The sequence below is a fragment of the Burkholderia sp. Z1 genome (assembly GCF_014893795.1).
GTDB classification, from domain to species: Bacteria; Pseudomonadota; Gammaproteobacteria; order Burkholderiales; family Burkholderiaceae; genus Burkholderia; species Burkholderia theae.
This window is the reverse complement of record NZ_JACFYL010000002.1, coordinates 252,297-273,445: the sequence shown is the minus strand read 5'-3', so window position 1 is coordinate 273,445 and position 21,149 is coordinate 252,297. Positions and strand designations below refer to the sequence as shown.

Annotated in this window: 19 protein-coding genes; 11 read left to right on the top strand and 8 right to left on the bottom strand. The window is 68.9% G+C overall.

What is annotated here, in order from left to right; genetic code table 11:
- Positions 1-183: 183 nt before the first annotated feature.
- From H3H55_RS18360 to H3H55_RS18330, 7 genes are all read left to right on the top strand, one after another.
- Entirely contained in the window at positions 184-411 is a 228-nt protein-coding gene (locus tag H3H55_RS18360; RefSeq protein ID WP_193099678.1) for a hypothetical protein, read from the top strand.
- Between the two features lie 237 nt (positions 412-648).
- Positions 649-2,919 carry a TonB-dependent hemoglobin/transferrin/lactoferrin family receptor gene (locus tag H3H55_RS18355; RefSeq protein WP_193099677.1) on the top strand — a complete coding sequence of 757 codons (2,271 nt, stop codon included), beginning with the start codon at positions 649-651 and terminating at the stop codon, positions 2,917-2,919.
- Between the two features lie 49 nt (positions 2,920-2,968).
- A complete protein-coding gene (locus H3H55_RS18350; RefSeq protein WP_193099676.1) occupies positions 2,969-4,060 on the top strand; it encodes a hemin-degrading factor in 1,092 nt (363 codons plus the stop codon).
- Positions 4,057-4,965 (top strand): heme/hemin ABC transporter substrate-binding protein, encoded by a 909-nt coding sequence (locus tag H3H55_RS18345; protein WP_129515917.1) that lies wholly within the window; start codon positions 4,057-4,059, stop codon positions 4,963-4,965. Before H3H55_RS18350 ends, H3H55_RS18345 begins: the two co-directional genes overlap by 4 nt.
- A gap of 15 nt (positions 4,966-4,980) precedes the next feature.
- Positions 4,981-6,069, top strand: a complete 1,089-nt coding sequence (locus tag H3H55_RS18340) for a FecCD family ABC transporter permease (RefSeq protein ID WP_193099675.1) — start codon at positions 4,981-4,983, stop codon at positions 6,067-6,069.
- Between the two features lie 25 nt (positions 6,070-6,094).
- Positions 6,095-6,916, top strand: a complete 822-nt coding sequence (locus H3H55_RS18335) for a heme ABC transporter ATP-binding protein (RefSeq protein WP_193099674.1) — start codon at positions 6,095-6,097, stop codon at positions 6,914-6,916.
- Positions 6,917-7,007: 91 nt separating this feature from the next.
- On the top strand, positions 7,008-7,385 hold the full coding sequence (locus H3H55_RS18330; protein ID WP_193099673.1) for a VOC family protein: 378 nt from the start codon (positions 7,008-7,010) through the stop codon (positions 7,383-7,385).
- A 21-nt stretch (positions 7,386-7,406) separates the two neighbouring features.
- On the opposite strand, the gene H3H55_RS18325 is transcribed toward H3H55_RS18330, so the two are convergent.
- Both H3H55_RS18325 and H3H55_RS18320 read right to left on the bottom strand, forming a co-directional pair.
- Complete coding sequence (locus H3H55_RS18325; RefSeq protein ID WP_193099672.1) at positions 7,407-8,018, bottom strand: trimeric intracellular cation channel family protein; 612 nt, start codon at positions 8,016-8,018, stop codon at positions 7,407-7,409.
- Positions 8,019-8,026: 8 nt separating this feature from the next.
- On the bottom strand, positions 8,027-10,144 hold the full coding sequence (locus tag H3H55_RS18320) for a penicillin-binding protein 1A (protein WP_193099671.1): 2,118 nt from the start codon (positions 10,142-10,144) through the stop codon (positions 8,027-8,029).
- A gap of 237 nt (positions 10,145-10,381) precedes the next feature.
- Between H3H55_RS18320 and H3H55_RS18315 the strand changes: the two genes are divergently transcribed.
- The gene (locus H3H55_RS18315) at positions 10,382-11,176 is read left to right on the top strand and encodes an aminoglycoside phosphotransferase family protein (RefSeq protein ID WP_193099670.1); all 795 of its coding nucleotides are present in this window, start codon (positions 10,382-10,384) and stop codon (positions 11,174-11,176) included.
- A gap of 165 nt (positions 11,177-11,341) precedes the next feature.
- Here the strand turns inward: H3H55_RS18315 and H3H55_RS18310 are convergent, their stop codons facing one another.
- Entirely contained in the window at positions 11,342-12,775 is a 1,434-nt protein-coding gene (locus H3H55_RS18310; RefSeq protein ID WP_193099669.1) for an aldehyde dehydrogenase family protein, read from the bottom strand.
- Positions 12,776-12,893: 118 nt separating this feature from the next.
- On the opposite strand from H3H55_RS18310, the gene H3H55_RS18305 reads away from it, so the two are divergent.
- Complete coding sequence (locus tag H3H55_RS18305) at positions 12,894-13,820, top strand: LysR family transcriptional regulator (protein ID WP_193099668.1); 927 nt, start codon at positions 12,894-12,896, stop codon at positions 13,818-13,820.
- An 87-nt stretch (positions 13,821-13,907) separates the two neighbouring features.
- Here the strand turns inward: H3H55_RS18305 and H3H55_RS18300 are convergent, their stop codons facing one another.
- From H3H55_RS18300 to H3H55_RS18280, 5 genes are all read right to left on the bottom strand, one after another.
- Complete coding sequence (locus tag H3H55_RS18300; RefSeq protein ID WP_048245961.1) at positions 13,908-14,744, bottom strand: bifunctional allantoicase/(S)-ureidoglycine aminohydrolase; 837 nt, start codon at positions 14,742-14,744, stop codon at positions 13,908-13,910.
- Between the two features lie 851 nt (positions 14,745-15,595).
- Positions 15,596-16,036: a hypothetical protein gene (locus tag H3H55_RS18295; RefSeq protein ID WP_129515925.1), complete on the bottom strand. Its 441-nt coding sequence runs from the start codon at positions 16,034-16,036 to the stop codon at positions 15,596-15,598.
- Positions 16,037-16,413: 377 nt separating this feature from the next.
- Positions 16,414-17,073, bottom strand: a complete 660-nt coding sequence (locus tag H3H55_RS18290; protein WP_193099667.1) for a methyltransferase family protein — start codon at positions 17,071-17,073, stop codon at positions 16,414-16,416.
- A gap of 155 nt (positions 17,074-17,228) precedes the next feature.
- A complete protein-coding gene (locus H3H55_RS18285) occupies positions 17,229-17,396 on the bottom strand; it encodes a hypothetical protein (protein WP_193099666.1) in 168 nt (55 codons plus the stop codon).
- 253 nt (positions 17,397-17,649) lie between these two features.
- Positions 17,650-18,069, bottom strand: coding sequence for an HIT family protein (locus H3H55_RS18280; RefSeq protein WP_129515927.1), 420 nt, complete (start codon positions 18,067-18,069; stop codon positions 17,650-17,652).
- Between the two features lie 284 nt (positions 18,070-18,353).
- On the opposite strand from H3H55_RS18280, the gene H3H55_RS18275 reads away from it, so the two are divergent.
- Together H3H55_RS18275 and H3H55_RS18270 are read left to right on the top strand one after the other, a co-directional pair.
- Positions 18,354-19,511 (top strand): hypothetical protein, encoded by a 1,158-nt coding sequence (locus H3H55_RS18275; protein WP_193099665.1) that lies wholly within the window; start codon positions 18,354-18,356, stop codon positions 19,509-19,511.
- Positions 19,512-19,703: 192 nt separating this feature from the next.
- Positions 19,704-21,116, top strand: a complete 1,413-nt coding sequence (locus tag H3H55_RS18270) for a serine hydrolase domain-containing protein (protein WP_193099664.1) — start codon at positions 19,704-19,706, stop codon at positions 21,114-21,116.
- Positions 21,117-21,149 lie beyond the last annotated feature (33 nt).

Here is a 21,149-nt window from a genome sequence, read left to right as displayed (position 1 = left end):
GCTGCGGTTCGGTTCGCGATGTACGGGTGCGCGCGGCGCGCTGCCACTGCCACACCTGACCGACGCATCTCCATCGAATCCACGTTTACGCCGCCTCATCGCAAGCACCGCGCCTCCACTGCGTACGCCGACCGCCTAGTATGGAAAGAGCGGCCCGCCGCCGCATCGTCCGAGGAGGTCGGCATGAACGTTCAATTGCTGTCCGGCATGCTTCGCGCGCAGGAACTGCTGCTCGTGTCGATGATCCGCGCGCTTCCCCTTGACGAACGCCGTGCGCTCGTCGACCTCTACACCGATCAGATCGCCTTCGCCGAACAGGCGGGCCTCGAAAGTCACAGCGATCGCGCGACGCACGATGCGTTCATCGCGCATGCGCGCAACCTGCTGATCCGCATCGAAGCGCTGGCCTAGAGCCCGCGCGCTTCTCCCGAATTTCCCGGCGCAGCTCACCCGAGCCGCGCGGGTGAGCGCTCACCCGCACGGGCCGCTTTCCTCGCTTGTATTGATAATAATTCTCATTTACACTGGTAAAGTTATCAGTTGCCTTTCAATTCTCCGTTCGCCGCATTCCGCGCGCGGGCGGGCCAGCCAGGTGAACGCGTCACCCAGCCAGCCTTCGGGCTTGTTTTCGTCAATGGGAGACCACCTGTGCATTGCTATCCGCTGGCGCGGCGGCCGATCTGCGCCGCGCTGTTCGGCGCGTTCGGCCTGTCCGCCGCCCCGGCTCACGCCGACTCGTCGCCGCAAGGCGCCACTCCGCCTCCTGCCGTCGTCCTCGCCGCGTCCACGCGCGGCGACGCGGCGCTGCTCGACCCCGTCACCGTCACGGCCACCCGCACCGCCACGGCCGCGAGCCGCACCGCGGCCTCGGTGTCGGTGATCACCGACGAGGATCTCGAGGAGCAGCAGGCCACCAACATCAAGGACGCGCTGCGCTACGAGCCGGGCGTCACGGTGCGCCGCACCGCGTACCGGCCCGGCAGTGCCGCGCTCGGCGGCGGCCGCGACGGCGATTCGAGCATCAACATCCGCGGCCTCGAAGGCAATCGCGTGCTGCTGATGGAAGACGGCATCCGCCTGCCGAATGCGTTTTCGTTCGGCCCGCTCGAAGCGGGCCGCGGCGACTACGCCGATCTCGACACGCTCAAGCGCATCGAAATCCTGCGCGGGCCTGCCTCCGCGCTCTATGGCAGCGACGGCCTGACCGGCGCGGTGAACTTCATCACGAAGGATCCGCGCGACCTGCTGTCGATCTACAACAAGCCCTACTACTTCTCGTTCCGGCCGAGCTACGACTCGGCCGACCGCAGCATCGGCGCGACCGTGTCGGCCGCGGGCGGCAACGATCGCGTGCAGGGGATGATCATCGCCGACGGCCGGCGCGGCCACGAGGTCGATACGCGCGGCAGCAACAACTCGGCGAGCACGCTGCGCACGACGTCGAATCCGCAGGACGTCTATTCGGAATCGCTGCTCGGCAAGCTCGTGCTGACGCCCACCACGCGCGACACGATCAAGTTCACCGCCGAAACGGTGCAGCGGCGCGTGAGCACCGACGTGCTGTCCGCGATCAATCCGCCGACCACGCTCGGCCTCACGACGAACGACCGGCTCGAGCGCAACCGCTTCAGCGTCGACTACGACTTCCGCGACGACGCGTTCCGCTGGTTCCAGACCGCGCACGTGCAGTTCTACTACCAGGACGCGAAGCAGGACCAGTACGCGTTCGAGACGCGCGGCGCGCCGCTGAAATCGCGCTCGCGCGACAACCAGTACAAGGAACGCACGTTCGGCGGCTCCGCGTTCGCCGAAAGCGGCTTCGCGACCGGCCCGCTCGCACACAAGCTGCTGTATGGCGTCGACGGCAGCCTGTCGCGCGTGACGAACATGCGCAACGGCACGGTGCCGGGCGTCGGCGAGGCGTTCCCGAACAAGGCGTTCCCCGACACCGACTACACGCTGTTCGGCGCATTCGTACAGGACCAGATCGGCTACGGCCGCCTGCTCGTCACGCCGGGCCTGCGCTTCGACACGTACCGGCTGAGCCCGTCCGAAAACGATCCGCTGTTCACCGGCAAGGCCGTGTCGACGAGCGCGAACGAACTGTCGCCGCGCGTCTCGGTGCTCTACGAGATCACGCCCGCGCTGATTCCGTACGTGCAGTACGCGCACGGCTTCCGCGCGCCGACGCCCGACCAGGTGAACAGCAGCTTCTCGAACCCGGTGTACGGCTACACGTCGATCGGCAACCCGAACCTGAAGCCCGAGACGAGCGACACGTTCGAAGCCGGCCTGCGCGGCAAGGCCGGCACCGGCTATGGCGTCGTGCGCTACAGCGCGGCCGCGTTCACGGGCCGCTACCGCAACTTCATCTCGCGCACGACGATCGCGGGCAGCGGCCGGCCGGCCGACCCGTTCGTATTCCAGTACGTGAACTTCGCCGACGCGCGCATCCACGGCCTCGAAGGCCGCGCCGAATGGGCGATGCCGAACGGCATCACGCTGAAGACGGCGATGGCGTTCACGAAGGGCTCGACGCAGAACAACGGCGCGGCCAGCCAGCCGCTCAACACGGTCAACCCGTTCTCGGCCGTGTTCGGCGTGCGCTACGAGCCAAGCGAGCGCTGGTTCGTGCAGACCGACCTGCTGTTCCAGGCCGCGAAACGCGACAAGGACATCGACAAGTCCGACTGTTCAAACAAGGCGTGCTTCGCGCCGCCGTCGTCGTTCGTCGTCGACCTGCGCGGCGGCTACCGCTTCAACAAACATGTAAGCGCAACGATCGGCATCCGCAACCTGTTCGACCGCAAGTACTGGAACTGGTCGGACGTGCGCGGCATCGCGGCCGATTCGCAGGTGCTCGATGCGTATACGTCGTCCGGACGCACGGTCGCCGTCAGCATGAAAGTGGATTTCTGATGCGCGCCGCACGCGCTGCCACCCCAACCGTTTCTTGAAGGAGTCCGACATGATGCAATCCGCCCTTCCCGGTCAACCGACCACGCCGGCCCGCGCGGCCGCCGCGCTGCGCGACGCGTTCATCAAGCTCAAGACCGAGCGCCAGCTGCGCAACCGCGACGTTGCGCAGGCGCTAGGTGTCAGCGAAGGCGAGGCGCTCGCCGCGTTCGTCGGCGAGCACGTCGTGCGGCTCGACGCGCGCTTTCCGGCGATGTTCGAGGAAATGCCGCGCCTCGGCCGCGTGATGGCGCTCACGCGCAACGACACGGCCGTCCACGAGAAGGACGGCGAATATGCGCAGATGAGCCATGACGGCCCCGTCGGCCTCGCGCTCGGCGACATCGACCTGCGCATCTTCTATCGCCACTGGGTGTCGGCGTTCGCGGTGCGCGACGAGACCGCGCACGGCCCGCTGAAAAGCCTGCAGTTCTTCGACGCGCAGGGTCATGCGATCCACAAGGTGTACCTGCGCGCGCACAGCGATCACGCCGCGTACGACGCATTCGTCGAACGCTGGCGCGCGCCATCGCAGGAGCCGGGCCTCGATGTCGCGCCCGCCGCGCCGAAGACGCCCGAGCGTGCCGATACCGAGATCGACGTATCCGGCTTCCGCGCCGCGTGGAATGCGATGACCGACACGCACCAGTTCTTCGGCATCACGCAGCGTTTCGGCGTGAGCCGCATGCAGGCGCTGCGCCTCGCCGATCCGCAATACGCGTATCCGGTCGAAACCGCGCATGCGCTGCGCCACGTGCTCGAACAGGCCGCCAGGAGCGGCCAGCCGATCATGGTGTTCGTCGGCAACGCGGGGATGATCCAGATCCACACAGGCCCGGTCGCGAACGTGCGCGAGGTCGGCGCGTGGATCAACGTGCTCGACCCGGGCTTCAACCTGCACGTGCGCGAGGACCTGATCGCCGCCGCGTGGGTCGTGAAGAAACCGACGAGCGACGGCCTCGTCACGTCGCTCGAACTGTTCGACCGCCAGGGCGACCACGTCGCGCTGCTGTTCGGCGAGCGCAAGCCCGGCAAGGTCGAGCGCGACGACTGGCGCGCGCTCGTCGCGACGCTGCCGCCGGCGGCACGCGGGGACGCGCGATGAATGCGCGATCGTTCGATCCGCGACGCCGTGCGGTGCTGGCGGGTGCGGTGGCCGGCGCGCTCGCGGGTGCATTGCCCGGCAGCGTGCTCGCGCAGGCCAACCCGAAGCGCGTGGTCGTGATCGGCGGCGCGCTCGCGGAAACCGCGTTCGCGCTCGGCGGCGCCGAGACGCCCCGCTACCGGCTCGTCGGCGCCGACACGACCTGCACCTACCCCGACGCCGCGAAACGCCTGCCGAAGGTCGGCTACCAGCGCGCACTGTCGGCCGAGGGGCTGCTGTCGCTGCGGCCCGATCTCGTGCTCGCGTCGGCGGAAGCCGGCCCGCCCACAGCGATCGCGCAGGTGAAAAGTGCCGGCGTGACGGTGACGACGTTCGACGAACGCCACGACGTCGAATCGGTGCGCGCGAAGATCACCGGCGTCGCGCAGGCACTCGACGTGCGCGATGCAGGCGCCACGCTGCTGCAACGCTTCGATCGCGACTGGCAGGCCGCGCGCGACGCGGTCGCCGCGCGCAAACCCGGCGGCCCGCAGCAGCCGCGCGTGCTGTTCGTGCTGAACCATACCGGCAACCAGGCGCTCGTCGCCGGCCAGCGCACGGCCGCCGACGCGATGATCCGCTACGCGGGCGCACGCAACGCGATGCAGGGTTTCGATCACTACAAGCCGCTGACGACCGAGGCGCTCGCCGCCGCCGCGCCCGACGTCGTGCTGATCTCCGACGAAGGGCTCGCGGCCGTCGGCGGCCGCGCCGCGCTGCTCGCGACGCCCGGCTTCGGCGCGACGCCGGCCGGCCGCGCGCAACGCGTCGTGTCGCTCGACGCGCTGTTCCTGCTCGGCTTCGGCCCGCGCCTGCCGCTCGCCGTCACGACCCTGCACCGACGCCTGTCGGATGCGCTCGCCTGATTCCGGACCGCCCCGATGCCCGCTCATGCTTCGCCTTTCCCCGCGCCGTCGCCGGCATCGCGTTCCGGCGCCGCGCGCATCGGCACGTCGCGCCGCTTCGCGCCGTTCGCGCTGGCCGCACTCGCGTGCCTCGTGTGCGCGATGTCCGTCGTCGCGCTGTGCGTCGGCGCCTATCGCATTCCGCTCGCGGAAGCATGGGCCGCACTGAGCGGCGATGCGGCCGCGCAGCAGGCGCGCGCGGTGCTGTTCGAGATTCGCGCGCCGCGCGTCGCGCTGGCGCTGCTGGTCGGCGGCGGCTTCGGCGCCACCGGTGCCGCGATGCAGGCGCTGTTCCGCAATCCGCTCGCCGATCCGGGGCTCGTCGGCGTGTCGAGCGGCGCTGCCCTCGGCGCGACGACGATGATCGTGCTTGGTCCCGCGCTCTTTGCCGCACATGTGAGCGCTGCCGCGTTGCCCATTGCCGCCTTCGCCGGGGCGCTCACGGTCGCGGCGCTCGTCTACCGGCTTGCCGCGTCGCGCGGCCGGCTCGCGCTGCCGCTGCTGCTGCTCGCCGGCATCGCGATCAATGCGCTGGTCGGCGCGGCAATCGGGCTGTTCACGTTCGTCGCCGACGACGCGCAGTTGCGCTCGCTGACCTTCTGGAGCCTCGGCAGCCTCGGCGGTGCGCAATGGTCCGCGCTGGCGGCCGTCGCGCCGTGCGTCGCGATCGGCTGCGTGCTGCTCGCACGTGAACGCGACGCGCTGAACGCGCTGCAGCTCGGCGAAACCGAGGCGCTGCATCTCGGCGTACCCGTGCAGCGGCTGAAGCGGCGCGTGCTCGTCGCGGTCGCGCTCGCGGTGGGCGCGCTCGTGTCGTGCGCGGGCATCATCGGCTTCATCGGGCTCGTCGCGCCGCATTGCGTGCGCCTCGCGTGCGGCCCCGACCAGCGGATCGTGCTGCCCGGCGCCGCGCTGCTCGGCGCGCTGCTGACGCTCGCCGCCGACCTCGCCGCGCGCACGATCGCCGCGCCCGCCGAAATTCCGCTCGGCGTGCTGACCGCGCTGCTCGGCGCGCCGTTCTTTCTCGCGCTGCTGTGGAAGAGCCGCGGCGCGCTCGGCGGGTAACCTCCCTCACGCCCTCACGACGACCATGCTGACCGCCCACCACCTCGACGTCGCCCGCCGACACAACGCCATCCTGCGCGACCTGTCGCTGTCGATCGAGCCCGGCCGCGTAACCGCGCTGCTCGGCCGCAACGGCGCGGGCAAGAGCACGCTGCTGAAGACCTTCGCCGGCGAACTGACCGGCAGCGTCGCGCCGACCGGCGTGCGCGTGACGGGCGACGTCACGCTGAACGGCGAACCGCTCGCGCGCATCGACGCGTCTCGGCTCGCGTGCCTGCGTGCGGTGCTGCCGCAGGCCGCGCAACCGGCCTTCCCGTTCAGCGTCGACGAAATCGTGCTGCTCGGCCGTTATCCGCATGCGCGGCGCAGCGGTGCGACGTCGCACCGCGATCGCGACATCGCGTGGCACGCGCTCGAACGTGCCGGCGCCGATGCACTCGTCGGCCGCGATGTCACGACCTTGTCGGGCGGCGAACTCGCCCGCGTGCAGTTCGCGCGCGTGCTCGCGCAGCTGTGGCCGGACGACGATGCGACGGAAGGCGGCCCACGCTACCTGCTGCTCGACGAGCCGACCGCCGCGCTCGATCTCGCGCATCAGCACCGCCTGCTCGATACCGTGCGCGCCGTCGCACGCGAATGGCAGCTCGGCGTGCTCGCGATCGTGCACGACCCGAACCTCGCCGCGCGGCATGCGGATACCATCGCGATGCTTGCCGACGGCACGATCGTCGCGCACGGTGCACCGCGCGACGTGATGACGCCAGCCCATATTGCGCAGTGCTACGGCTTCGCGGTGAAGATGGTGGAAACCGGCGACGGTATGCCACCGGTGATGGTGCCCGCGTAGTGCATGGTCGGTATGTCGCTCGACGTCCGGCCTTGCCCGACACCCCGACCTTCACTTCGCATCATTCGCACTTCCCTTCGAGGAGACCCCCATGCCGCTTCCGATGACCCGCATCATCCTGTACGTCCACGACGTTGCGTTGCTGAAGGCGTTCTATCAGCGGTATTTCGACCTCCCCGTCATCGAGGAAATCGACGGTGAATGGGTCGTGCTCGACGCGGGCGCGGTCGAACTGGCGCTGCATCTGGCCGGCCCGGCGTTTCGCCATGCCGCCGCGCCTGCGAACGCGAACGCCAGCCCCGTGAAGCTCGTGTTCAGGATCGACGCCGGGATCGACGCGCACCGCGACCGACTCGCCGGTGACAGCGTGACCGTGCGCGATCTCAAGCGCTACGACGGTTTCCCGTACCGGATGTATGACGGCCTCGATCCGGAGGGGAATGTCTTCCAGGTGATGCAGCCGGACTGAATGTCGGCGCGCGGGCCGCGCTCAATGCTCGACGTCCGCCGCGCCGAAGGTCCGCATCTTCCACCGGAGCCGCACGGCCAGCATCCGCATCGAGAATCCGGCCGCCAGCGCGACGACCGTCGCGAAGCCCGCATCGATGCCGAGATGCTGCATCCCGACATACAGCGCGCCCGTGACGAATGCGACGCTCGCGTACAGTTCCTCGCGCAGGATCAGCGGCATCTCGTTGCACAGCAGGTCGCGCAGCATCCCGCCGCAGACACCCGTGATCGCGCCGGCCAGCACAACGATGATCGGCGCCGTGCCGGTCGACGCGCCGATGTCGCAACCGATGATCGTAAACGCCGCGAGACCGATCGCATCGACGGTAACGAACAGCGCCTTCATCCGCGCGACATGTCGTGCCGCCCACGATGCGACGGTCGCCGCGACGAGCGTGATCACCAGGTATTCGGGATGCGCGATCCAGCCGAGCGGATAGTGGCCGAGCAGCACGTCGCGCACGGTGCCGCCGCCGAGCGCCGTCACCGCGCCGACGAGCGCGAGCCCGAAGCGGTCCATCCCGCGCCGCATGCCCATCAGCGCCCCCGACATCGCTTCCGCGACGATCGCAATCAGATAAAGCGTATGCATGGCGCGTATCAGTCGTCGGTCCGGAACAGGTCGAGCACGCGTTCGCGCTCGGCCGCGTCTACTGCCGCGGGCATCGGCGCGTCGGGCTTGCCGTCGCCGGCCGGCGAATCCGACGCATCCACCGCCTGCGCGCCGCCGCATGCGAAGCGGCTGCGGATGTACGCCGGCACGTCGGACGTGCACGTGCCGCGCGTGTATTCGGCGTAGACGAAGTCACCGTCGACGAGCGCGACATCCTGCGGCGGCGTCGCAGCGACCGGCGTGCGCCCGTCGACGGCCGTCTTCATGTAGTCGAGCCACACCGGCAGCGCCAGCGTCGCGCCGGTCGCGCGCCCCATCGGGCGCGGCGTGTCGTAACCGAGCCACGCGACCGCGACGATGCCCGACGAGTAGCCGGCGAACCACACGTCCTTCGATCCGTTCGATGTGCCCGTCTTGCCGGCCGCGTCGTCGCGGCGCAGCGCGAGCGCGCCGCGCGCGGTGCCGGCCCGCACGACGTCGCGCAGCATGCTGTCCATCACGAATGCGTTGCGAGCCGACACGACGCGCTCGCCCGCCGGTGCCGTCGCCTCGTACATCGCGCCGCCGTGGCGCTGCTTCACCGACAGGATCAGGCGCGGCTCCATCCGCGTCCCGCCATTCGCGAACACGCTGTAGGCGCTTGCGAGTTCGAGCGGCGTCACCGCGCCCGCGCCGAGTGCGAGCGGCAGCGACGCCGGATTGCGCTGCGCGTCGAACCCGAAATGCACCGCGTGCTGCTGCACGTAGCGTGCGTCGGTGGCCTGCATCAGGCTGACCGCGACCAGGTTCTTCGAGCGCACGAGCCCGCGCCGCACCGGAATGAAGCCCTCGTAGCGGTTGCCGAAATTGCGCGGACGCCACGGCTGCGCGCCGGTTTCCGCACGCGTGAGCGTGCGCTGCGTATCGTCGACGAGCACGCCCGGGAAATAGCCCTTCTCCAGCGCCGCCGAATAGACGAACGGCTTGAAGCTCGAGCCCGGCTGGCGGTACGCCTGCAGCGCATGGTCGAACACGTTGCGGCTGAAATCCGCGCCGCCGACGAGCGCGAGCATGTCGCCCGTCGCCGCGTCGAGCGACACGAGCGCGCCTTCGAGTCCGTTGCGCGCATCGCGCTTCGCGCGTGGCTGCCGGCTCAGCGTGCGCTCGAGCGCGGCTTCGGCCGCGCGCTGGTCGCGCATCGAGATCGACGTCGTCACGTCGAGGCCGAGCGTATAGGCGTCATCGTGGAAGCGCTCGACCATCATCCGGCGTGCGCGCTCGGCAACGTACGGCGCGGCGATGATGCCGGGCGGCGGCGTGGTCGCCAGCGCGATCGGCGCATCGACGGCCGCGCGGTAGGTCGCGTCGTCGAGCTGGCCGAGCGCATGCATCCGCCCGAGTACATAGTTGCGCCGCGCGGTCGCACGCGCCGGATTGACGACCGGGTTGAACGCGGACGGCGCCTTCGGCAGCCCCGCGAGCACGGCCGCCTCGCCCGCGCTCAACGCGTCGAGCGGCTTGCCGAAATACACGTTCGCGGCCGCCGCGAAACCGTACGCGCGCTCGCCCAGATAGATCTCGTTCATGTACAGCTCAAGCAGCTTGTCCTTGCTGTATTCGCGTTCGAGCTTGGCCGCCATCAGGATCTCGGCGAGCTTGCGGCTCAACACCTTGTCGCGCGTCAGGTAGAAGTTGCGCGCGACCTGCATCGTGATCGTGCTGCCGCCCTGCCCCGGTTGCCCCGTCACGACGTTCGCGAACGTCGCGCGTGCGAGGCCGCCGACATCGACCGCGCCGTGCTGGTAGAACTTCGCGTCCTCGGCGGCGAGCAGCGCATGCCGCATCAGCGGCGGGATGCGTTCGAGCGGCACGAACTCGCGCCGCTCGACGCCGTATTCGGCCAGCAGGTCGCCATCGCGCGAGAAGATCCGTAGCGGCAGCGCCGGACGATAGACGGCCAGATGCTCGACGGACGGCAGCTGCGCCCAGATGCGCTGGATCGTCCATGCGCCGATGCCCGCGCACGCGAGCGTCAGGCCGAGCAGCGCGCCCGCGAGCGTGCGCCACACGCGTCGGCGGCGCGGCGGCGCGGGTTGCGGCGGAGGGGATGCGGTGTGGTTTGTCATGTCGGGCTCCTTCTTCGATGCCGCGACGGCCGGCGCGCGATTGACGCCGACCGGTCACGGAAGGCGCGCATTGTCGAAGGGATGACGCGAAACCGGAACATTCTTTAGCCAAAGTTTGGCTGGCTAAATTTTATTTAGGAAAGGTCGTGGGACCGGTCACGTGATACTTGCGGACCTGCGACGCGCCGTCGGGCAAACCGCGCAGCGCGCGATCCGGTTCGCCTGTACCATCGCGTCATGTTCGATCGATACATCGGCCTGTGGGCCCTCGTTCCCGACGGCGACGCGATCCTGACCGCGAGCGGCGGCCTGCTGCCCGTCGTGTGGCACGGACAATCCGCGATGCTGAAGGTCGCCACGTGCGACGAGGAGCGTCGCGGCAACGCGCTGATGACCTGGTGGAACGGGCAAGGTGCCGCGCAGGTGTGGCGGCACGACGGCGACGCGGTCCTGCTCGAGCGCGCGCGGCCGGCGCCGTCGCTCGCCGGCTATTCGGCATCGGGCCGCGACGACGACGCGATGCGCATCGCGTGCGACGTCATCGCGCGGCTGCATGCGCATCGTGCACCGGCGCCGCCTGGGGTGGTGCCGCTGCGCGACTGGTTCGGCACGCTGCTGGCGCACGACGGCACCAACGACGTGCTGCGCCGGTCGGCCGCAACGGCCCGCGCGCTGCTGTCGGCGCCCCCCGTCGACGAAGTCGTCCTGCACGGCGACATCCATCACGGCAACCTGCTTCATTTCGGCGCACGCGGCTGGCTCGCGATCGATCCGAAAGCCCTGCGCGGAGAACGCGGCTTCGACTACGCCAACCTGTTCTGCAATCCCGCGCACGAGATCGCGGTCGATCCGGTGCGCTTCGAGCAACGCGTCACGTGCGTGGCCGACGCGGCGAAACTCGATCGCCGCCGGCTGCTGCAGTGGATCCACGCGTGGGCCGGCCTGTCGGCCGTCTGGCTGATCGAAGACGACCTGCCGCCCGATACGAGCCTGCAGGTCGCGCAACTCGCCGCGCACGCACTCGGCATGTAGATGTGTGGCGCTGCGGTGTTCGTCGGCGGCCCGGCATCGCCCGTTCCGCCCCGAGCACGCGATTACCGGCAACACTTATGTACCGGCGATGCAGTACCGTACAGCGGCTCAAGATGCGCAAATGCCCCCGCACGGCATGCGGGGGCATCCAATGGAAACGCGTGCTCAGGCAACCCGGCTTGCGCTCGCGATCAGCGTCTTGGGTTCCAGGTACGCACTGATGCCCCAGCGGCCCATTTCCCGCCCCAGCCCCGAATGCTTGAAGCCGCCGAACGGCGCAAGCGGCTCATGCGCCAGCGTATTGATGAGCACGCGGCCGGAATCGATCTGCAACGCGACGCGCTCGCAACGCGCGTCATCCTTGCCCAGCACCACCGCACTTAGGCCGTAGCGCGTATCGTTGGCAATGGCGATCGCATCGGCGTCGTCTTCGTACGGGATGATGGTCAGCACCGGGCCGAAGATTTCTTCCTGCGCGATCCGCATCCGGTTGTTCGCCCGGGAAAACACCGTGGGTTTCACGAACCACCCGGCCTGTAAACCTTCCGGCCGCCCTTCACCGCCCGCCAGCAGCACCGCGCCCTCTTCCTGCCCGATGCGGATGTAGTTCTGCACCCGCTCCCATTGCCTCGCGCTGACCATCGGCCCGATGTCGGTAGCGGCATCGCGCGGATCGCCGGAGCGCACGTGCGCCACCGCCTGCGTGATCACCGCTTCGAATTCCGCGAGCCGGTGACGCGGCACCAGCACGCGCGTCCCCGCGATGCACGCCTGGCCGCTATTCATAAATCCCGCCTGCAACACGAGCGGCATGATGCTCGCGAAATCCGCGTCGTCGAGCACCACCGTGGGCGACTTGCCGCCGAGTTCCAGCGTCACGCGCTTCATCGTGGCCGCGCCCGCGCTCACCAGATGCTGGCCCACGGCTGACGAGCCGGTGAAGGAAATCTTCGCGACGTCGGGGCTGCGCGAGATCGCATCGCCCACCACGTCGCCCCGCCCGTTGACGATATTGAAGACGCCCTTCGGCAAGCCCGCCGCATGCAGCGCTTCGGTGACGATCTGCGTCTGCATCGCGCTCATCTCGCTGGGCTTGATGACCGCGGTGCAGCCGGCTGCCAGCGCGGTGGCCAGCTTGTTGCAGATGAACCCCGCATCGCTGTTCCACGGCGTGATCAGCCCTGCCACGCCGACCGGCGTCATGATCACGCGGGCCGAGCCGGCTTGCTCCTCGAACGCGAACGACTCCAGCGCGGCGATGGCCTGCCGGATCGCGTCCGCCGGATAGGTCGCCATCCAGCGGCCGCGCACGAGCGGCGCGCCGTATTCGGTCACGATCGCCTCCATCAGGTCATCTTCCCGCGCGACGACGGCGTCGAGCATGCGCGTGAGCGCGGCGCGGCGTTCTTCCCGCGTGGTGCGCGACCAGCCGGGGAACGCGGCCTTGGCCGCGGCGATCGCCCGCTCGGCATCCTGCGCGTCGCCGAGGCGGACCTGGCCGACGACCTGCTCGGTGCTCGGGTCGTGCAGATCAAACCACTCGTTGCCGTGCGGCGTCACGAATTCGCCGTTGATGTAGATGTGTTCGATGCGTTGCATGGTGCGTACTCCTGTGCGCGTGTCCGACAAGCTGTCATGACAGGCAGTCTAGGAATACATTACTGTTCTGATAAGCCGTCTTATGGCTGATGACTCATCCCGAAAATCAGGACAATCGATGCACCGCACCGGAATGACCGAGCTGGAAGTGGTCCTGGCCGTCGCGCGCCGCAGCAGCTTTCGCGGTGCGGCGCTGGAGCTGGGCATGTCCACGACGGCGGTGAGCAGCGCTGTGGCCGGACTGGAAGCGCGCCTGAAGGTGCGCCTGTTCAATCGCTCGACGCGGAGCGTGTCGCTGACCGATGCGGGCCAGCGCTATGTGGAGCGCATCGCGCCCGCGCTGGCCGAGATCAGGAGCGCCGGCGAAGAAGCCGGCACCGGGCCCGACACGCCCAGCGGCACGCTGCGCATCAACGCACCGCAGGGTGCCGCGCACCTGTTGCTGGGGCCGCTGTTTCATCCGTATGCGCAGCGCTACCCCAATGTCCGCATCGACATCGTGAGCGAGTCGCGCCTGATCGACATCGTCGCCGAAGGGTTCGACGCCGGTATCCGTCTGGCCGAATCGGTACCGCAGGACATGATCGCCGTGGCGCTCTCGCGCGATACCCGCATGCTGGTGGTGGCGACGCCCGAGTATCTGAAGCGACACGGCACGCCGCGTCATCCGCGCGACCTGCTCAAGCACCAGAGCATCGGCATGCGCATGTCCCACGGCGGCATCTATCACTGGGAGCTCGAACGCAACGGGCAGAAGCTGCAGATGGACCTGCCCGTGCGGCTCGCGCTCAATGAACTGGCCGCCATCAAGCAGGCGATCCTGTTCGGGCTGGGCATCGGCTTCATCTCGGAGTGGTTCATCGAGGAAGAACTGAAAACCGGTGCGCTGGTGCCGGTGCTCGCGCCGTGGTGCCCGTCGTTCGGCGGACTGCGGCTCTACTATTCGGGCCATCGCTTCGTGCCCGCGCGGTTGCGTGCGCTGATCGACCTCGCGCATGAGTTGCGCCTGACCGGCACGCCGCTGCGCAACGGGCAGGCGGGATAACCCGTCGGTCCGGACCGCGGGCGCGCGATGAAAAAAGCCCGCCGGCATCCGCCGGCGGGCTTTCGCACTCGACTGCTGGCGCGGCGCTTAGCGCGCGGGGTTCAGCGTCAGGTTCATGTGACGGTTCACATCCTTGTACAGCAGGTAGCGGAAGCGGCCAGGGCCACCCGAATAGCATGCCTGCGGGCAGAACGCGCGCAGCCACATGAAGTCACCCGCTTCGACCTCGACCCAGTCCTGGTTCAGGCGATAGACGGCCTTGCCTTCGAGCACGTACAGGCCATGCTCCATCACGTGCGTTTCGGCGAACGGAATCACGCCGCCCGGCTCGAACGTCACGATGTTCACGTGCATGTCGTGGCGCATGTCGCTCATGTCGACGAAACGCGTCGTCACCCACGCGCCGTTGGTGCCCGGCATCGGGATCGGCTCGACGTCCTGCTCGTTGGTCACGAACGCTTCCGGAAGCGGAATGCCGTCGACGACCTGGTAATGCTTGCGGACCCAGTGGAAACGCACCGCGGCATCGCTGACGTTGTGCAGCGTCCAGTCCGCGCCCGGCGGAATGAAGGCGTAGCCGCCCGGCTTCAGCACGTGCTTCTTGCCCTGCAGCGTCAGCTCGGCTTCGCCTTCGACGACGAACAGCACGGCTTCGGCGTTCTTGTCCTGCTCGGGCTTGTCGCTGCCGCCGCCCGGGTTCACTTCGACGATGTACTGCGAGAAGGTTTCGGCGAAACCCGACAGCGGGCGAGCGATCACCCACAGGCGCGTGTTCGTCCAGAACGGCAGCCAGCTCGTGACGATGTCGCGCATCACCCCCTTCGGGATCACCGCGTACGCCTCGGTGAACATCGCGCGATCGGTCAGCAGATCGGTCTGCGGCGGGTGGCCGCCATGCGGCGCGTAATACGTTGTCTTAGACATAGTGCATCCAGGCAATGGGTTGGTCCGGCCCCTGGCGCAAACGGCATCGGGCGGCTTGCAGGCGCGTGGGGCACGCATGCGGCGGCGGGACATCGTTGCCGGGGTGGCTTGAAAGCGCATGCGCCTTCGGTCGGTCGGCCAGGCTTCGCGACGGGTCCGTCCGGTTCATCGGACGCGGCGGCCCATGCTTGTGGGTCCGGCGGCCGCGCCGCGGAACTCGCGACAGGCGGCGAGGTGTGCGGCTGACGGCACGGTTCGACTCCGTACGCGGGCATCGTTGACGATAGCGAAGTCGATCGCCAGCGACCAATTAAATGTTGCGATGATATCCATTCGATTTCCCACTACCTGCGGGCACCCGCGATGCGCGGTGACGCGGTGTTGCGCGGCGGTCTGCCTATCAGGGAAATCCTGACGGCCGTGGCAACGCGAACGATCGTCCCGACGCCGGATGCAACGCTTCCGGTCGCGGCAACACGGGTTGCGCGTGCGGTTCGCGATACATCTGGTTACGCGGATTGCAGACGGTCGATGCGCGCATGGCCGCGAACCATCGTCAGGCCGTAACCGGCGTACGTGTCGAACAGAATCTGAGTTATGACGTTCGCCGATCCAGCGCTGACGCGTTCAGGCGCAACAGGCGATGTAGTCGGGAAGCGGGGAATTAAGTCGAGGAGGGAATTGGCCGGCCCGTCGATCGGGCGCATGGCAGCGGCTGATGAAGCCGGAAAGGGTCGCCGGGCTGGCCGGCGATGGCGGCCCGGCAGGCCGCCGGGCCGAATCTCGCGTCGGGTGCCGACGCCGTCGGCGCGCCGGTGCGCTGTTCGCGCACCGTGCCGCGCCAGCGGCGATCAGTCCCAGTCGCGGTGGTGATGATGCTTGTTGCGGTGACGGTAGTAGCCGCCGCCGTGATCGCGCTCGTACGAGCTGCGCGACATGTTGCCGCCGAGTGCCGCGCCGGCGCCGCCGCCGACCGCCGCGCCCAGCAGGCCGCCCGTGCGGCCGCCCATCGCGTTGCCTGCCGCGGTGCCTGCGCCGCCGCCGAGTGCGCCGCCGATGATCGCGCCGGTGCGCTCGCGACGATTCGACGTCACCGCGCCACCCGCGCCGCCGCCGATGGCGCCGCCGATGACCGAGCCCGTGCTGCCGCCGAGCGCACCGCCGACTGCTGCGCCGGCTACCCCGCCGAGCGCGCCGCCAAGTGCATTGTTCATGTCACCGGCCAGGGCCGGCAGCGCAGTCGCGCCGGTCAGCGCGGCGACGACGAGAGCGGGGGCGATTTTCTTCCACATTCCCGTATTCTTCCTTGTTCGCAATCTGGTTATCGAAGGTCCGCTCGGTACGACGATCTGAATCGATCGACGTCGGTTCAGGCATTGTGCCGAACCCCGGACCAATTCATTTCATTGAGCTTGCGGCGAAGAATAGCACCGGTCCCACACCGTTGCCGTGGACATTCTGGTAACAAGTTGTTTACGAATAACAGACGTCGAACGGCGGCCCCGGAATTCCCGGAAACCCGCGCCGGCATTGGCTTTGGCTGGAATCCGGCGGTACGGAACGGCAGGCCGGCGACACGTGGCGTCGCACGTTTGAGACACACGTGGCAACACATCGGGCACGCGCCGTGAGCGCGCGCCGAAACGCCGGTCGGGAAGAGTTGAGAGGGTCAGTACACGCCAGGCAGCAACCGCCAGGTCCGCGCGCAATACGCGTCGTATTCGGCCCCGAATTGGGAACGCAGCAGCGCCTCTTCGGAACGGATGCGCGCGACGAGCGGCACCATCATCAGCACGACCAGCAGCACACCGACACTGGAGCGGAACGCCAGCGCCCAGCCGACCGAATTGACGAGCAGGCCGAGATAGCTCGGATTGCGGATGCGGCGGTAGATGCCGCCGGTCACGAGCGTATGGCCCGGCTGGATCGCGACCAGCCCGCTGAAGCGCTTGCCGAGCACGAACACGGGCCAGATGCGCAACGCACCGCCCGCGATGTACAGCACGACGCCGACCCATCGCACCGCATCGCCGCCGAAGGTCCAGAAACCGAGGCGGTCGGTCAGCGCGGGCAGGTACGCGAGCAGGAACCCGCTCACCGCGAACGCCGTGAGCACCCAGCGGTTGTCGCGGTTCTCGCGCTCGCCGGCGCTCAGGTTGCCTTCGGTGAACATCGCGACGGCGGCCATCACGAACGTCGCGACGACGACCACGGTCAGCGGCGGATGCGAGAAGAACGCGGCGAACCCGCCGCTGCCGAGCACGGCGAGCCCGAGATAGACGAGCGTGGATACGCCCGACACGACTGCGACCTTGCGGGTGACTGACATGGCTGCCTCGCCGGGATGCGCTTTCCTGTGAAGTATAGGAACCGCGCGCACGCCGCGCAGCGCGCCGTCGTCATGCGGCGCGCGAACCCGCGCGGCTCGTCCGGCGCAAGGCGGCGGCCCGGGCCGGTGCGGCCCGGGTCACGCCCGGTGCAGGATCAGCGGATGCGAAAGTTGCCGCCGATCCCGACGCTGACGGGCGGCGCGTAATACGCCGGCGCGTAGCCGTAATAGGCCGGCGCGGGTGCGTAGTAGCCGTACGGCGGCGCGACGTAGCAGCCGGACAGGCCGCCGATCAGGGCAAGCGTGATGAGAAGTCTGGACATGGCTCGATTCCCGGCGCGTAAGACGAATGGCACCTCGCGAAGACCGTGCCGCCGCGATGTGCGATGGCCGGCACGAAGAGGCGATCCGCCCTTCCTGTCGCTCGATGTAGCAATGCGCCGAGTCTAGCGCCGGGCTTGCCGGGCCGAGTTTCGCGGGCGGTTACACGTGTTACCTCGCATGACCGCCGAAACAAGCGATGACGACGCCGCGGCAAGCCGGTTCTCATCCGTCGTGCCACGTGCCGTCGATCCGTTACACGAAGCGCGCGCGAATGCGCTGCGCGATCGCTTCGAGCGTCGCCGCGTCGGCGATGTCGCGCGCATGCATCCGCAGCTCGGCGCCTTCCCAGCGCGGGATCACGTGGAAGTGCACGTGCGGGACCGTCTGGCCGGCCGCCGCGCCGTTGAACTGGCCGATGAACAGGCCGTCCGGCTCGAGCGCCGCACGCACGGCCGCCGCGACGCGCTGCGTCATGCGGATGCCGGCCGCGGCCGCGTCGCCGGACAGATCGAAGATCTGCGCGGCCGGCTCCTTCGGGATCACGAGCACGTGACCGTCGGCCTGCGGCATGAGATCCATGATCGCGAGGGTCGCGTCGTCTTCCGCGACCTTCACGCACGGCAGTTCGCCGCGCAGGATTTTCGCGAACGGGTTGTTGTTGTCGTAGGACATGGCGTTTTCCGATAACGGTTGGATTGGGTGAGCGTTCGATGCCGGACGATTATCGGCCGACGGCGGCCGTCATTTCAACTTGTCGGGCCGTGTCGTCATCGCGACGAACCATCGCTGCCGGCACGCATGTGACGACGCAACCGGATGGAATAAGCGGCCGTCGCCATCCGTTTATTTCGAGCGTGGGTTCGCGCGACACGATCGCGAACCTGCGCCGGACACCCGTCGGCTGCGCTGGCCGGCAGCCGGGATGACTGCTCGCGCTCATCAACCGGAGTCATGCCATGGACCCTCTCCCCACCTGTCGTTCCCCCGCCACGCCCGTCTTCGCACGCACTTCCCGCGCGATCGCGCGCACGCTATGCCGCGCGCTTTGCGGCGCCGGGCTGGCCGCGTTGTCGTCGACCTTCGCATGGGCCGGCAGCAGCGACATCATCCTGCCGCCAGCGTCGGTCACTGCATCGACCGTGCCCGCCAACGGCGATCTCAACCCGTACGGCATCGCGTTCGTACCGCCCGGCGTGCCGTCCTGGAGCACGCTGAAACCCGGCGACGTCGTCGTGTCGAACTTCAACGCGGCGTCGAACGCGCAAGGCACCGGCACGACGATCGTGAAGCTGTCGCCCGGCAATACGCCGGCGACGTTCTTCCAGGGCCACAATCTCGGCCTGACGACCGCGCTCGCGGTACTGCGCAGCGGCTTCGTGCTGGTCGGCAACGTGCCGGCGCCGGACGGCAAGACCGTGGTCGCGCCGGGCTCGCTGCTCGTCATCGGTCCGCAAGGCAATCTCGTCACGCAACTGGTCAGCGCCACGCTGCTCGACGGGCCGTGGGACATGACCGTGATCGATCGCGGCCCGCGCGTAACTGCGTTCGTGTCGAACGTGCTGAACGGGACGGTCGCGCGGATCGACCTGACGATCGACACCAACGGCGTCACGATGCTGCCGAGTTCGCGCATCATCGCGTCGGGCTACGTGAATCGGACCGATCCCAATGCACTCGTCGTCGGCCCGACCGGCCTCGCGTACGACCCGAACATCGACGTGCTGTATGTCGCCTCCACCGGCGACAACGCGGTGTTCGCGATCCAGAACGCCGCGTCGACGAACCGCAACGGCGGCGTCGGACGGATGATCTACTTCGACACGAAGCACCTGCACGGCCCGCTCGCGCTGGCGCTCGCGTCGAACGGCCATCTCGTGACCGCGAACGGCGACGCGGTCAACGCCGACCCGCTGCATCCGAGCGAGATCGTCGAATTCACGGTGGACGGGCGCTTCGTCGCGCAGATGCAGGTCGATACCGCGCCGGGGTCGGCCTTCGGCCTGGCATTCGGGCGAGGCAGCAAAGGCCAGCCGCAATTCGCGGCCGTCGACGACAACACGAATACCGCGACAGTCTGGACACTGCGTCCGGACAACGACAACAACGCGCAATGACGCGCCACGGGAACGGGCCGCTTGCGGCCCGTTCGAACATGGCGATCGACACGGACGATTCGCACATGCCGGGCACCATCCGTCCGAGCGGCACCACCCGGCGCCGCATGCACCCGCGATTGCCAGCGCTCGCCGGAACCTGCGACACTGCCGGTTCATGGCCCGCCTGCAGACAACCGAGGACGCTCGCGCATGACGACACCCATCAAGACGTTGATCCTGCGCGGCGTGGCCGTCGTGCTGCTCGCCGCGGTCGGCTATGCCGGCTACATGCTGTCGCGGCTCGCGCCGATCGCCACCGGCTACGCCGCGAAGGCACTGTGTTCGGGCGTGTTCGTATCGGGCCGCCCGGCCACCTCCGTGATCGACATCGACATCATGGCCGGCGTGCATCCGCTGCTGAAACTGGTGCGTCCGTCGCTCGATCCCGACCATCACCGCGCCACGGCGACCTTCGCCGGCTTCGCCGAGCGTGAAGCCGACTTCCGGCCCGGGCTCGGCTGCACGCTCGCGCTCGGGCCGTCGCCCGGCGCGTTGCCAGCCACATTACCGGCCGCGTTGCCGACGCTCCCCGATCCGCCGCCTGCGCAGCCTGCACCCGCCGTGCCGCCCGCCGGCATCGACGCGCACAAGCTGCAGACCGCGCTCGACCGCGCGTTCGACGAGCCCGATCCGGCGCGGCCGCGACGCACGCGCGCGGTCGTCGTGATATGGCGCGGCCAGGTGATCGCCGAACGCTATGCGCCCGGCTTCACGGCCGACACGCCGCTGCCCGGCTGGTCGATGACGAAGACCGTGACGGCCGCGCTGGTCGGCACGCTCGTCGCGCAGCACAAGCTGTCGCCCGATGCATCGGCGCTGCTGCCGGAATGGCGCGGCAGCGGCGACCCTCGCGCGGCCATCACGCTCGACGAGCTGCTGCGGATGACGAGCGGCCTGCAATTCAACGAGGACTACGACGACCCGCTGTCCGACGTCGCCGTGATGCTGTTCACGCAACCCGATACCGCGCGGTTCGCGTCGGCGAAGCCGCTCGCCGCGACACCCGGCACGCGGTGGTACTACTCGAGCGGCACGAGCGCGATCGTCGCGCGCGTGATGCGCGAAGCGCTGGGCGGCAGCGAGGACGACTATCTCGCGTTTCCGCGCCGCGCGCTGTTCGCGCCGCTCGACATGCGCAGCGCGGTGTTCGAGCCCGACGCGTCCGGCACGCTCGTCAGCCCGTCGTACATGTACGCAAGCGCGCGCGACTGGGCGCGTTTCGGGCAGTTTCTGCTGCAGGATGGTGTGTGGAACGGGCAGCGGCTGCTGCCGGAAGGCTGGGTGCACTATCTGACGCGCGCGACGCCGCTATCGACGCGCCAGGAATTCGGCGCGCAGCTGTGGGTCAAGGTGCCGGAGCCGTTCAACGATCGCGATCCGCATGCGGCCGCGATGCCGGCCGACGCGTTTCATGCGGTCGGCCATGAAGGCCAGTTCGTCAGCGTGGTGCCGAGCCGCCAGCTGGTGGTCGTGCGGCTCGGGCTGTCGCGGCCGGAATCCGCGTGGAATCACGAGGCGTTTCTCGCGCGCGTGCTCGACGCCGTGCCGGCGCCCGGCGCGTGACGGCCGCGACGCGGCGGCAGCCATCGCGGCGCC

Excerpts from the sequence above, each read along its gene's own strand:
- H3H55_RS18280 (WP_129515927.1), bottom strand. The coding sequence starts at position 18,069 with ATGTCCTACGACAACAACAACCCGTTCGCGAAAATCCTGCGCGGCGAA.
- H3H55_RS18330 (WP_193099673.1), top strand. The coding sequence starts at position 7,008 with ATGCCGCTTCCGATGACCCGCATCATCCTGTACGTCCACGACGTTGCG.
- H3H55_RS18270 (WP_193099664.1), top strand. The coding sequence starts at position 19,704 with ATGACGACACCCATCAAGACGTTGATCCTGCGCGGCGTGGCCGTCGTG.
- H3H55_RS18290 (WP_193099667.1), bottom strand. The coding sequence starts at position 17,073 with ATGTCAGTCACCCGCAAGGTCGCAGTCGTGTCGGGCGTATCCACGCTC.
- H3H55_RS18275 (WP_193099665.1), top strand. The coding sequence starts at position 18,354 with ATGGACCCTCTCCCCACCTGTCGTTCCCCCGCCACGCCCGTCTTCGCA.
- H3H55_RS18300 (WP_048245961.1), bottom strand. The coding sequence starts at position 14,744 with ATGTCTAAGACAACGTATTACGCGCCGCATGGCGGCCACCCGCCGCAG.
- H3H55_RS18305 (WP_193099668.1), top strand. The coding sequence starts at position 12,894 with ATGCACCGCACCGGAATGACCGAGCTGGAAGTGGTCCTGGCCGTCGCG.
- H3H55_RS18350 (WP_193099676.1), top strand. The coding sequence starts at position 2,969 with ATGATGCAATCCGCCCTTCCCGGTCAACCGACCACGCCGGCCCGCGCG.
- H3H55_RS18285 (WP_193099666.1), bottom strand. The coding sequence starts at position 17,396 with ATGTCCAGACTTCTCATCACGCTTGCCCTGATCGGCGGCCTGTCCGGC.
- H3H55_RS18320 (WP_193099671.1), bottom strand. The coding sequence starts at position 10,144 with ATGACAAACCACACCGCATCCCCTCCGCCGCAACCCGCGCCGCCGCGC.
- H3H55_RS18295 (WP_129515925.1), bottom strand. The coding sequence starts at position 16,036 with ATGTGGAAGAAAATCGCCCCCGCTCTCGTCGTCGCCGCGCTGACCGGC.
- H3H55_RS18315 (WP_193099670.1), top strand. The coding sequence starts at position 10,382 with ATGTTCGATCGATACATCGGCCTGTGGGCCCTCGTTCCCGACGGCGAC.
- H3H55_RS18325 (WP_193099672.1), bottom strand. The coding sequence starts at position 8,018 with ATGCATACGCTTTATCTGATTGCGATCGTCGCGGAAGCGATGTCGGGG.
- H3H55_RS18360 (WP_193099678.1), top strand. The coding sequence starts at position 184 with ATGAACGTTCAATTGCTGTCCGGCATGCTTCGCGCGCAGGAACTGCTG.
- H3H55_RS18345 (WP_129515917.1), top strand. The coding sequence starts at position 4,057 with ATGAATGCGCGATCGTTCGATCCGCGACGCCGTGCGGTGCTGGCGGGT.
- H3H55_RS18310 (WP_193099669.1), bottom strand. The coding sequence starts at position 12,775 with ATGCAACGCATCGAACACATCTACATCAACGGCGAATTCGTGACGCCG.
- H3H55_RS18335 (WP_193099674.1), top strand. The coding sequence starts at position 6,095 with ATGCTGACCGCCCACCACCTCGACGTCGCCCGCCGACACAACGCCATC.
- H3H55_RS18340 (WP_193099675.1), top strand. The coding sequence starts at position 4,981 with ATGCCCGCTCATGCTTCGCCTTTCCCCGCGCCGTCGCCGGCATCGCGT.